The organism is Mangrovimonas xylaniphaga, assembly GCF_001280435.1.
Lineage (GTDB): Bacteria > Bacteroidota > Bacteroidia > Flavobacteriales > Flavobacteriaceae > Mangrovimonas_A > Mangrovimonas_A xylaniphaga.
Window position 1 is genome coordinate 12,642 of record NZ_LBIP01000021.1, and the last position, 12,262, is coordinate 24,903.

Here is a 12,262-nt window from a genome sequence, read left to right on the forward strand (position 1 = left end):
TTCACTAAGGTAAACACGATGGTGCATATAAGGAAGCATGTATTTTTCATGATATTATAATCTATTGGTTGTTTCTCCTGCTAAAATTTCGAACGGCAATTGGTTTTGACTTGGTGGTATCAAGCAAGTGGTAAAGGCGCAATAGGCGCAAGGCGGATTGTATAGCCTATTGAAATCAATAGTAACAGGACCATTGGTACTTGGTATTTCCAAGACATAGTAGCGTCCGCCACCATAAGTGGTATTGCCGGAAGTGGCATCGCCTAACATGATAAAACCATCGGCTTCGGTGTCGAGTTTGTATTCTTTATCTTCAAATTCAAAACTTACAAAACCGGCAAAATCTGTGGCATGCATATAGCCTAATTTGGATGCTACATCTTTAGTTTGGGTTTGGTCGTAATAGGTAAATTGCCCTTCTAGGATAAAATTTGGATTTAAAGGGAAGGTTTCAAAACCTTTAAAAGCGTCTATGGCCGGATTCTTTGCATCCCAAACCCGAATATAGCGGTTACCCCCTCGGGTAATAATTTGCCATTTTATATGCTCTTGATGTAGCATTTGTGAGCTTCCGTAGCTATCAAAAACCATGGGGAGTCTAGCTGATATGGTATCGGCCTCTACCGTAATAATTTTGGTTTCAGCTGGAGTGAATATGAGACTATCACCTAGTTGTGTATAATTGCCAAAGATGGTTTGCAGGGCTTCCTTTTTGGTGGAAGGTTGGTTGGAGGTATTCAGGCCAAAAACAGTACTACTATCTATAAGTTTTAACAAGCCAGATAACTGTAGATAGTTGTCCTTTCTTACCTCATTTTTAGACTTCCAAAATTCAGCAATCTCTTCTTTATAGGTTTGGTCAATTTTCTTTTCTGAGGACGTATGTCCGCAAGACATTAAAGCTGCACATAAAAGGAAGAGAAGGATTCGCATGAATTGAGATTTTAGATTTGAAAGTTATGAAATTTAAAGATACTCACTTTTGGGAAATTGGAAGAAGCTCACAATTCAGCTTTTAAAAGTTACAGTTCGGTAAGCTTATTTTTAAAAGCTTCCTTAAGTGCAGGATATTTGTTTCAACATTAAAACTTAGCATCATGAAACATTTTTTTTACATCATTTTGTTGCTTTTGGGAAGTCTCACCCAGGCACAATCCAATTTTGAAAAGGGCATGCAAAAGGCCTTTAGTTTATGGGAGGCCAATCAATGGACTGAGGCCGAAAACCTGTTTGAACGCATAGCCAATGCCGAACCAGACCAATGGTTACCCCACTATTATATTGCCCAAATAAACAGCTTAAAAAGTTGGGAGGAAAAGGATGCTGTTGTGTTAAAGGCGCAATTGGACAAGGCACAAGAGCACTTAAATACAGCCAAGAGTATCAGTAAGGACAATCCAGAGATTTTAGTGCTTCAGGCCCATTTGTTGACCAATTGGGTGGTGTTTGACGGGATGACTTATGGTATGAAATACTCAGCAAAGATTAGTGAACTGTATGCCAAAGCCAAACAATTGGCACCCGATAATCCTAGGGCGGTTTATGGGAAGGCAGAGTGGGAGATAGGCAGTGCCAAATATTTTGGGCAGGATACCTCACCATTTTGTAAGGACCTAAACCATGCCTTGGAACTTTTTGCTACCTTTAAACCTGAGACGCCTTTTCATCCCAATTGGGGGCAGCAAAGGTTGGAACAATTGCTGGCAGAATCCTGTCAAGAAAAACACTAGCATAACATCATGAGCAAGTCAATGAAATCTTTCTTTATCGCCTTTGGTATTGGCTGTGCGATATTTGTATTTGGCAATTTACTTTACGGTGGATTTACCAATAAAAGCATCACCGATTATGTCATTGACTTTGTGTTTTACCAATTGTACGCCTTTGTATTGGGCTACTCCAATATGTATTTTTTTCAATATTTGGAGCGCTTTCAATGGAAGCATTACCTCAAGCGAATTGTAGTAGGTGTATTGGGGGCTACTATCATCACCTTAATTGGTTTGTTTGTGTTAAGAGCCTTGACGGCCATGGTATTCAATGGACATTCCTTTGGAAGCTTTTGGGAACAGGAAACACTTGAAGCCTATAAATTTGGACTGTGGATCACCTTGACCGTTATCGCTATTTTTCATGTGATCTTTTTCTACAATCGGTACCAAAAGAATAAGATCAAGGAGCAGCAAGTTATTGCAGGAACGGCCAGTGCAAAATTCGATGCGCTAAAAAACCAGTTGGATCCCCATTTTTTGTTCAACAGTTTGAATGTGCTTACCAGTTTGATTGAGGAAAATCCAGAGAGTGCCCAACAGTTTACCACCTCGCTTTCCAAAGTGTATCGCTATGTGTTGGAGCAAAAGAACAAAGATTTGGTAACTGTTGATGAGGAGTTGGACTTCGCCAGAACCTATATGACTTTGTTGAAGATGCGTTTTGAAGACAGCATTGTGTTTGATATTCCGGAAAGGGCTTCCAATCCCGAATACAAAGTAGTGCCGCTGTCCTTGCAATTGCTCTTGGAAAATGCTGTGAAGCACAATATGGTTACCAGTTCAAAACCACTATACATCACTATTTATGAGCGTGAAGGAGCGCTTATAGTGGAGAATAATTTACAGCCCAAACAAATAGTTAAGCGAGGTAGCGGTGTAGGGCTTGAAAACATAAAACAACGCTACGAATTGCTTACCAGTAAAACCGTTAGTATTCACCAACAGCAGGGAAAGTTCTCAGTGGCTATTCCCATGCTGTCCAAAAAAATATCCGTTATGAGACCATCATTACAACCCGCTTCGCAATTTGACGACAGCTATTTGCGAGCCAGAAAACATGTAGACAACCTAAAGGGATTTTATTACAGTTTGATCTCTTACCTACTCGTAATTCCTTTTTTAATCTTTATCAACTACAAAACCTTTTGGGGCTTCCATTGGTTTTGGTTCCCACTTTTGGGATGGGGCATGGGCCTTATTTTTCAAGCATACAATGTCTTTGTCAACGATGGTATTTTGGGCCAAAATTGGGAAAGTAGGAAGATTAAGGAGTTTATGAAAGAAGAAGAAAATCAACAAAAATGGAGCTGATCATGGAACCGTATCAAAACAACGATAAGTTTCCGCCGCGCTTGGAGGATACTTATATCTACAAGGAAGAAGCTTATTTAAGAGCAAAGAAAAAAGTTGAAAAACTGGTTGGATTTTATTGGCATTTGGCGTCCTATGTAATCGTCAATTTATTCATCATCATTACCATTGCTATTTCAAGTCACGGAAATATCTGGAATTTTGGCACCTTTGCTACGGCCATTTTCTGGGGAATAGGCTTAGGCTTCCATGCCTTTGGAGTATTTGGCCCCGACCTCTTGTTTGGCAAGCATTGGGAAGAACGAAAAATAAGGGAGTTTATGGAAAAAGATCAGCAAAAATGGCAATGAACACACTGATAATTGAGGACGAAAAACCCTCGGCAAGACGCCTGCAGCGTATGTTGGACAATATAGGGGTGAAGGTAGATACCTTGTTACATTCCGTGGAAGAATCTATTACTTGGTTTCAATCCAATCCACATCCGGATTTGATTTTTTTGGATATCCAGTTGAGTGATGGATTGTCCTTTGAAATCTTTGAAGCTGTATCCATTACCTCACCCATTATATTCACAACGGCCTACGATGAATATGCCCTTAGGGCTTTTAAGTTGAACAGTATTGATTACCTTCTGAAACCTATTGACGAAGCAGAGCTAAAAAAAGCTGTGGAAAAATACCAACAGCGTTTGCCCCAACAAGGCTTGATGAGTTTGGATTTTGAAGCCATCAAAAAGCTGTTGGTGAATCCTATAGAACGTGATTATAAAAAGCGTTTTTCAGTGAAAGTTGGCCAACATTTAAAATTGATAAGCACGGAGAGCATTGAATGTTTTTATAGTGAAAACAAAGGGACCTATGCCCATACGGCGGAAGGACGCAATTATTTATTGGATACCACCTTGGAGCAACTGGAACAGGAGTTGGACCCCGACCTGTTTTTCAGGATCAACCGAAAGTTTTTTGTCAACATCAATGCCATACAGGACATGATTAGTTATACCAATTCCAGATTGCAGATCAAGTTGGGGAGCTTTAGGGAACATGAGGTTATTGTGGCCCGAGAACGTGTTAGGGATTTTAAGGATTGGTTGGAATAGTTGTTCTAATTAATCCTCTTCGACTCGGTTATCATCAAAAGCCGATGGGAGCATTTTAGGAATGAATTTTATAAAAATAGGCAAGAGCAACATACCGCCGGGTAATAAAAAAATGGCCAAACTTGGGATGGTTTTGATGATGTCCAAAAGTTGATCGGTCACCTTTTTCTGTTCTTCATCAGTAAGTGGTCGGGTGGTTGATTTGGTAAGTAGGACCATTAATTCCTTGCTCTGTTTCAATTCCTTCAACAAGCGTTTGCTGTTGCGTTTTATAAGCTTGCTGACCATTCTGCTGGAATTGTCGTAAAAGCTCTGCACAATGTTTTTGGAATTCAATAGGGCTATTTTATCCTTGTTGGTTTTGTAAAACAAATCGATATCTTTCACAGATTGTTGAATGACCGTATCGGGCAATTGCAGATCCTTTCCGAAACGTTTTAAAAACTTCTGTTCTTCCGTATCAATAACCTTATCACTCCAAAAGGCCATACAAACCACATCGGTAATGTAAAATTTTGAGAGTGGGCTTTCCATACAGTTAATGACATCTTCATAACTCAACGCTTCTTTGTTTTGGTAGCGTAAAGAAGCCTTGAGTAACTTAATCAAACTTCTATCATATTGCGATTTTTCAGCTTTATAATCAAACACCGTTACCACGATGGTTTCTATACAAGCTTCCATTTGCTTGATATACGCTTCTGTAATGTTGTGGGTACTAAGGAATTTTTGGTAAGCCAAAACATCTACAAACAACAAGGCGTTCGTAATAAAATAATTGAAGTTTTTGGTGATGATATTATCATCGATATGCACGCGTTTGTCGATGATGCTCTCCAGTAGTTCAGATGAGGTTTTTTCACCCAATAAATCTTCAAAAAAGGAACTTTTGTAAGCAGCAATGGTATTGTAAAATCCAACTACACTATCAATAAAGTTTTGAGGTTCTTTTTGAAGGTGGTGCACATAATAAAAGGCCAATAAAAGGTTGACTTTTCCAAGCTCTTCGTGGGAGAAATCCCTATTGTAAATGCCATTGAGTACTACTTCTACATTGCTACCATAAATAAACCCACAATGTTTTAAGGACTCATAAAATTGATAGTCACCATGGTTAAGGAAGGTGTCGTTTTTGGAAACTTCCTTAAGACATTTTTTAATCCAACCATTGGCAGACGGGTTCATAGGCTTTTCTGAAAAATTTAAGGTGTAAAGATACTTTTTAATCTTAAATCCGAAGTGACTTCCAAATCAAATTAGCTTATGCTGTCTTACTTTTCTGAAATGAATGGAATTATTCCATCATACCATCCAGGGTTTCAATAGTACCATCTGGTCTGTGCTGTAATTCTACCATTTTAATGCTCCTTAAATGGGTGACACCATCCGATAATTTACTGTCGTGATGGAACAAATACCATTTGTCTTCAAACTTGCAGATGCTATGGTGAGTCGTCCAACCAACCACAGGTGTTAAGATGACTCCGGCATAGGTAAATGGACCATAGGGATTGTCGCCAATAGCATAGCACAGCATGTGAGTATCTCCAGTAGAATAAGAAAAATAATAGTTTCCGTTGTGATAGTGCATCCAAGCGGCTTCGAAAAATCGACGATTGTGGTCACCTGCTTTTAGTGGCTCACCAAGTTTATCCAAGATGAGCAAATCCTTTGGCATTTCGGCAAATTCCAATAGGTCACCGGTTAGTTTGGCCACTTTAGGGCAGAGAGCAGGTTCGTGATCTTGTGGGATATGGGCAAAAGGACTTTCTGGTTCATCGGCATTGAAATGATCTGTTCTCCAACGCTGCAATTGTCCACCCCAAAGACCTCCAAAATACATGTAGTGTTCCCCATCTTTATCTTTAAATACGGCAGGATCTATGGAAAAGCTGCCTTTGATGGCATCTGGCTGTGGGGTGAAAGGTCCCGTTGGTGAGTTGCTTACGGCCACACCAATTCTAAAAATCCCTTCACGGTCTTTGGCCGGAAAATAAAGGTAATAGGTGCCGTCCTTTTCGGCGGCATCTGGTGCCCACATTTGTTTTTCTGCCCATTGCACATCTTTTACGTGCAAAGCCACCCCATGATCTACAGCTTCGCTATCAGGAGCGTCCATTGAAAATACATGGTAATCTTCCATATCAAAGTGACTTCCTAAATCGTCAAAGGCTTCACCTGCATCAATGTCGTGTGAAGGATAGATGTATAGTTTTCCGTTGAATACATGAGCCGAAGGATCGGCTGTGTAAATATGTTTTACGAGATGTCTGGCTATTTTATTCATGAGCTGTGGTGTTTGTGGTATTAGCCTGTTTAATAAGGTCGGTTACAATAGGCTTTGCCTTGTTATTTCTATCAAATAACAGAGGGTAATCGGTTCTTCCAGGAATTGGGAAGTCATTTTTCCAAGAATTCCCATCGTTAACGCCCCAAGTGGTTACCCTTGTAATGCTTTTGCTGTGTTTCTTCCATATATTGAACACTTTTTGGAAACGTTCCTGTTGGGCCATGGACATAGAATCTGGCAATCCTGTTTTAAAAGGATCCATTTTCTCCATATAGGCAGCACGTTCCGAAATATCTGCCGTCATTTGTCTGTTGGGCCATTTTAACACCGAAAGATCAAATTCGGTAATCATCACGGTGCCCAATTTTGAAAAGGCTTCAATACTTTCTTCATATACTTTTAAGTCGGGGTTGTCCATAGACACGTGGCTTTGCATACCTATTCCAGTCACTTTAATCCCTTTTTCCTGAATGGATTTTACCAAATTGACAGTGCCTTGGCGTTTTTCAGGATTGGAAAGGTTGTAGTCGTTGTAGTAAAGCTCCGTATCAGGATCTACTTTCTGCGCAATGCCAAACATAATTTCCACCCAATCTGGCCCGATGATGGTGTAGAATTTACTCTCTCGCATTGTACCATCTTCATTGAGGGCTTCATTTACCACATCCCAACCTTTTACTTTGCCTTTGTAACGGGTCATGAGGGTGGTAATATGATCTGTCATACGTGCAATCAATTCTTCTCTAGTGACATCATTCCCTTGGTCGTCTACAAACAGCCATGGAGGTGTTTGCGAATGCCATGCCAGGGTATGCCCTGTAATGAACATGTTGTTCTGCATTCCAAAATTGACGAAGGCATCGGCATCCTCCCAAAAGTAGGTGTTTTTTTCAGGGTGGATCAGTCCCGATTTCATACAGTTTTCTGCAACAATGGCATTGAAATGGGTTTTGATTACACTATCGGTGGCCGCATTCCGTTCATGGATTTGATTCACATTAAGTGCTGTGCCAATATAAAAATCACTTTTTAAAGCTTCCTTCAAAGAAGTGATTTCTTGAGGCTTTTCAATCTTGGTATCTTTAGATTCTTTTGCCTTGCAGCCTACAATCAGAAGAGAAAGAAGAAGATATTTAAGTTTCATAATCCTTGTAATTTGAAATTGATTATCTACGTGCTTTTAGGTCGTTTTCAATTTGGGTCTCCATTTGCTTATTGATGACATAGAAAAACAAGATGGCAGCGCCTATCAAAAATGGAATGGCAGGATAGATACTTACCAACATTTTCGCTCCTTGTGCCACACTTTCGGGTTGTATGATTTCCTGACCTGCAGGTACCATATCCTTGTTAATATAGCCATATCTTCCCAAAATCCAGGTTACCAAGGCACCACCAATACTTAAACCGGCTTTAAGGCCCACCATCATGGCAGAAAAAATGATGGCAGTGGCACGTCTATTGGTACGCCATTCCGAGTAATCGGCTACATCGGCTATCATGGCCCAAAGGATAGGAATGGTGATGCCATAGAAAAAGCCATGGAGGATTTGCGACCAAAACATCAAGCCGACACTTTTGGGATGAAAAAAGTAAAAGGCAATGATAAATAGGGTTGAGATGAATAGAGCGATGCCAAATACATCCCGTTTACCATATTTGTCAGCCAGTTTTTTGGAGATGGTAATTCCTATTATCATAAAGATAATGCCCCCAGCATTGAACAATCCAAAGCCTGCGGATACAGGATCGGAACCAAAGAAATTGATCCCCATGTTGGACATCATATCCAAAATAGGACTGATGTATTCGGTCAAGGTTGTCTGATCGACATAATTGTTGAAATAATACACATACGAGCCACCTTTCATGGCCAAAGTGATAAAAATCAAAATGGTTAAGGATAGCATGATGACCCAAGGTCTGTTTTGAAACAAATCGGATAGGTCTTCCTTTAAACTTGCCTGTTGCTCAGGTTTAGGGACAATACGTTCCTTGGTTGAGGCAAAAGTGATGAGTAGCATTACTGTTCCAATAATGGCCAACCAGGTCATTACAGTTTCTATCCCGGCAGCCTTATCGCCTTCCCCCACATACATGATAATGGGGAGCATGAGCACCTGTACAAAGAACTGCGCAAACATAACAGCTACAAAACGATAGGCTGACATACTGTTGCGTTCCTTCATATCTCCGGTAATCACACCGCTCAAGGCCGAATATGGCAAGTTGTTGGCGGCATATAATAAAAGGAGTAGGGTATAGGTTACTACGGCCCAAATAACTTTACCTTTATAAGAGAAGTCGGGAGTTGTAAAGGCCAAAAGCGCCACAACACCCAAGGGAACCGCGGTATAAAGGATCCAAGGTCTGAATTTTCCCCAGCGGGATTGAGTTCTGTCGGCCACGGCCCCAATGATAGGGTTGAAAACAAAGGCGGCCACAAGGCCAACAGTGAGCATGATTACCGAGGCATGGTTGTTGTCCAAGCCGTAAATATCGGTGTAGAAAAAGGCTAGGTAAGTAATTAAGGTTTGAAATACAAGATTGGCGGCCAAATCTCCCAAGGCGAAGCCAACCTTTTCCATTACGGAGAGCTTTTGAGAATCTGAAGTCATTCTACAAGTAGTTTAATTATGGGTTAGAAGTTAGTTTTTGTGGATTATTACTTCAGCGAATCCATCTGTTGCTGCCTTTTCAATTTTCGGCTTGCAGAAATAATCTCTTTGCAATCTACAAAAAAAATAGGGTAATTTTCATGAAAAACGCAACCGATTGTGAAAGAATTTATGGATAATGGAATTTGCTAGTAAAACAGGTGGTTTCGAGCAGTTTTTGGGAGTTTTATGGGCATAAAAAAAAGATGCCCATTCAGGACATCTTTTTTATGTTGTTAAAAGTGGAAATTCACTTCTATTGGTGAACATTATTTTCTTACTCAATAATACCGCCACAGCTTACACGACCACCAGCGTTACCTGTAGGTTGTGTGGTGAAATCGTCTGTACCTTGATGTACAATTACGGCTTTTCCTAAAATGTCTTTGGAAGGATCGCCACAACCAATACACCATTCATCGGTACTAAAAGAAATGGTACCATGGCCTTTGGCATCGGCTGTAAAGTTGCCAATATCCCCTTTATGGTAACCTTCGGAGCTGCCCCATTTGCCATGAGGTTGTGCCGTTGGGTTCCAGTGACCACCACTTGAAGTCCCATCCTCTGCAGAGCAGTCTGCTTTTTCATGTAAGTGGATGGCATGTTCCCCCTCGCTCAATCCGTCGAATACGGCTACCATGGATACAATCCCATCAACTTCCTTAAAAAGGACATTTCCAGAAACATTGCTTTTACTTTTTGGCTCCAATCTCACCTTAATTTTTTTTGTTTCGGCAGCGTGATTATCCATCTCTGTTTTCTCCGGTGTGGTTACCGTTTCGGTACTTTCTTGCTCAGTACCTTCCATTGTTTTTTTATGATCGTTTTTACATCCCATAAAAAGGCTAACTGCCAATATAGGAACTATTAAGATTGATGCTTTCATTGTTAATTTGGTTTGAATTTTACCGAAAGTTAAGGATTATATGAAGAATACTAAAATTTATTTGAAGCCTAGGAACCACAGTTTTGATTGTAAATAAATAAGGTTTTCGATGTTAATTTCATGGTCATTGTACGTAAAAGCTGAATAAAAATCGTAATTTTATCCTTGGAAAAAACATAACCTAAACTACTTATTACAATGAAAAAAATTATCGTTCCCGTTGACTTCTCTGAATATTCTGAATATGCATTGGAAGCAGCGGCAGCCATAGCCAGAGAGCATGATAGTGAAATATTGGTAATGCACATGCTTGAAATTTCTGAGGCGGTTTTAAATACAGGAGACCTTGAGCAGGGAGAAAAGGCCGTATTTTTCTTAAAGATAGCCGAAAAGAAATTTGAAACTTTCTTGGACAAACCTTATTTGGAAGGTTTAACAGTGACCCCTGTAGTAAAGCACTTTAAAGTATTTAGTGAATTGGCAGAAGTGGCCGCAAGCCATAGTGTAGACTTAATCGTTATGGGATCTAAGGGAGCTAGTGGTTTCTCTGAAATCTTTGTAGGATCCAATACCGAGAAGGTGGTAAGACATTCTGATGTACCTGTATTGGTTGTGAAGGAAAAATTGGCCAATGTAGAATTTAACAATGCCGTGTTTGCTTGCGATTTCTCTAGCAAAACTTATGGCGTGTATAAAAAGGCCATGTCCCTTTTCAAAGCTATGAAAGTGACTCCTCATATTCTTTATGTGAACTTGCCTTCAGACAGTTTTAGAAATTCTGATGAAATCGAAGAGAAGATCACCAACTTCTTGAACAAGACCGATGGTAATTTAGATCAAAAAGACAACGTAGCTGTTGTTAATGATTATACCGTTGAAGGAGGGGTATTTAATTATGCCAACAAAATCAACGCCGATTTAATTGCTGTGGCTACACATGGTAGAACTGGCTTTTTACATTTCTTTGAAGGAAGTATCTCTGAAGATATTGCCAACCATGCATCATTGCCTGTGTTGACTTTCAAGATCTAAGTTTAGATAAAAGAAAACGAAAAGGGTTGGAATGTTCCAACCCTTTTTTTTGTTTAGTGACACTCTATATGGCTACTGGCCATAGGAGTAGACGGTGCTGGAGAAAGGTAAGGGATGCCCAAGCCTAAGCCCCTAAGGATAAACATTAGACCGATAATAACCACGAATACCGGAATGGCTTTTTGAATGCGTTGTTTTACTTCTGAACTGAGGAACTTTCCTAGATAAATGGCAGAGGTCATTAAAGGAACCGTACCTAAACCAAAAAGCGCCATATACAAACTCCCCTCTAACATGTTTTGGTTGGCAATGGCCCCAAAGATGGCCATGTATACTAATCCGCAGGGTAAAAATCCATTTAGAAAGCCGATGGTTAAAAAGGTGTCGGCAGTTCTTTTTTGTAGCGCATTGCCTAGATTTTGTTTAATTTTTGAAATGACCTTAAAAATGGGAGCCGTAAGTCGGGAGGTACTGAATTTCCCTTGGGGAAGTAAGATCGCCAAGATCATCAAAATCCCGATGGCAATTGAGAGCTGTTGTTGGATCCCGAAGAGATAGAGGCTTTTTCCAATGAGTCCAAAAACAAAGCCCATAATACTATAGGCCAAAATTCGGCCCAAGTGGTAAATAGCAATTTGCCCCACTTTTTTTGTGGTATTAGAGCGGTCTACAGGCAGCATAAAGGCAATGGGCCCGCACATGCCTACACAGTGTAAACTTCCCAATAATCCCAATATAAAGGCCGTCCAGAGCATTTTAGTAAACTATTTGCTGTTTGTACAAATAAGGTGTGTTGTTATAAGTCCAGTCTATTCTTATGTCCCAACGTCCTTCCAAAAGGCGGTCATTAGGAATCAAGACCGTATGGTCCGTAAGCTCAATGGCTGTTTTATAATCCAAATGCTTGTTGGAAGGGCGGTACAATTCTATATTTCCCGCGATTTTTTGGGTTTCCAAACTTTCAGGAAAACTGATGAGCATTCCACTATCTGTTTTTTGCCAACGCAAGTTTTCTTCCAAATTTTTGGCATTGTTGAGTTTGTCAATATCATGTTGGAATTCCAATTCCTGTTGGTAGTAATCTTCGGTTACTAAATGGTGGTCATTTCTATTTTTACTCATTATCACCACAAAGTAGAGTATAAAGCTCATAAAAGCTATAAAGGCAATTACAATACCTGTTCCCCAATTAAATTTCATAGCTTATAGTTT

Annotated in this window: 13 protein-coding genes; 5 read left to right on the forward strand and 8 right to left on the reverse strand. The window is 40.0% G+C overall.

Annotated elements, in window-relative coordinates; translation table 11 throughout:
* Window positions 1-54: 54 nt before the first annotated feature.
* Complete coding sequence (locus tag ZA06_RS14785; RefSeq protein ID WP_082332046.1) at window positions 55-933, reverse strand: DUF1684 domain-containing protein; 879 nt, start codon at window positions 931-933, stop codon at window positions 55-57.
* A gap of 164 nt (window positions 934-1,097) precedes the next feature.
* Between ZA06_RS14785 and ZA06_RS14790 the strand changes: the two genes are divergently transcribed.
* The 4 genes from ZA06_RS14790 to ZA06_RS14805 are packed head-to-tail and all read left to right on the forward strand — an operon-like array spanning window position 1,098 to window position 4,185.
* Window positions 1,098-1,730 carry a tetratricopeptide repeat protein gene (locus ZA06_RS14790; protein WP_053978276.1) on the forward strand — a complete coding sequence of 211 codons (633 nt, stop codon included), beginning with the start codon at window positions 1,098-1,100 and terminating at the stop codon, window positions 1,728-1,730.
* Window positions 1,731-1,739: 9 nt separating this feature from the next.
* A complete protein-coding gene (locus tag ZA06_RS14795) occupies window positions 1,740-3,083 on the forward strand; it encodes a histidine kinase (RefSeq protein WP_053978277.1) in 1,344 nt (447 codons plus the stop codon).
* A complete protein-coding gene (locus ZA06_RS14800; protein WP_240472305.1) occupies window positions 3,074-3,433 on the forward strand; it encodes a 2TM domain-containing protein in 360 nt (119 codons plus the stop codon). The genes ZA06_RS14795 and ZA06_RS14800 overlap by 10 nt, the downstream gene beginning before the upstream one ends.
* The gene (locus ZA06_RS14805; protein ID WP_053978278.1) at window positions 3,430-4,185 is read left to right on the forward strand and encodes a LytR/AlgR family response regulator transcription factor; all 756 of its coding nucleotides are present in this window, start codon (window positions 3,430-3,432) and stop codon (window positions 4,183-4,185) included. The genes ZA06_RS14800 and ZA06_RS14805 overlap by 4 nt, the downstream gene beginning before the upstream one ends.
* Window positions 4,186-4,194: 9 nt before the next feature.
* Here ZA06_RS14805 and ZA06_RS14810 read toward each other — a convergent pair whose 3' ends face one another.
* The 5 genes from ZA06_RS14810 to ZA06_RS14830 all read right to left on the reverse strand — a co-directional run bounded on the left by ZA06_RS14810 (window position 4,195) and on the right by ZA06_RS14830 (window position 10,018).
* Window positions 4,195-5,370, reverse strand: coding sequence for an LETM1-related biofilm-associated protein (locus tag ZA06_RS14810; RefSeq protein WP_053978279.1), 1,176 nt, complete (start codon window positions 5,368-5,370; stop codon window positions 4,195-4,197).
* A 109-nt stretch (window positions 5,371-5,479) separates the two neighbouring features.
* Entirely contained in the window at window positions 5,480-6,472 is a 993-nt protein-coding gene (locus ZA06_RS14815) for a glycoside hydrolase family 43 protein (RefSeq protein ID WP_053978280.1), read from the reverse strand.
* Window positions 6,465-7,619 carry an endo-1,4-beta-xylanase gene (locus ZA06_RS14820; protein WP_053978281.1) on the reverse strand — a complete coding sequence of 385 codons (1,155 nt, stop codon included), beginning with the start codon at window positions 7,617-7,619 and terminating at the stop codon, window positions 6,465-6,467. Before ZA06_RS14820 ends, ZA06_RS14815 begins: the two co-directional genes overlap by 8 nt.
* 22 nt (window positions 7,620-7,641) lie before the next feature.
* The gene (locus tag ZA06_RS14825) at window positions 7,642-9,093 is read right to left on the reverse strand and encodes an MFS transporter (protein ID WP_053978282.1); all 1,452 of its coding nucleotides are present in this window, start codon (window positions 9,091-9,093) and stop codon (window positions 7,642-7,644) included.
* 316 nt (window positions 9,094-9,409) lie between these two features.
* Window positions 9,410-10,018 (reverse strand): superoxide dismutase family protein, encoded by a 609-nt coding sequence (locus ZA06_RS14830; protein WP_053978283.1) that lies wholly within the window; start codon window positions 10,016-10,018, stop codon window positions 9,410-9,412.
* A gap of 198 nt (window positions 10,019-10,216) precedes the next feature.
* Between ZA06_RS14830 and ZA06_RS14835 the strand changes: the two genes are divergently transcribed.
* Window positions 10,217-11,050 carry a universal stress protein gene (locus ZA06_RS14835; protein WP_053978284.1) on the forward strand — a complete coding sequence of 278 codons (834 nt, stop codon included), beginning with the start codon at window positions 10,217-10,219 and terminating at the stop codon, window positions 11,048-11,050.
* Between the two features lie 53 nt (window positions 11,051-11,103).
* Here the strand turns inward: ZA06_RS14835 and ZA06_RS14840 are convergent, their stop codons facing one another.
* Both ZA06_RS14840 and ZA06_RS14845 read right to left on the reverse strand, forming a co-directional pair.
* On the reverse strand, window positions 11,104-11,805 hold the full coding sequence (locus ZA06_RS14840; RefSeq protein WP_053978285.1) for a sulfite exporter TauE/SafE family protein: 702 nt from the start codon (window positions 11,803-11,805) through the stop codon (window positions 11,104-11,106).
* Between the two features lies 1 nt (window position 11,806).
* Complete coding sequence (locus ZA06_RS14845; RefSeq protein ID WP_053978286.1) at window positions 11,807-12,250, reverse strand: FixH family protein; 444 nt, start codon at window positions 12,248-12,250, stop codon at window positions 11,807-11,809.
* Window positions 12,251-12,262 lie beyond the last annotated feature (12 nt).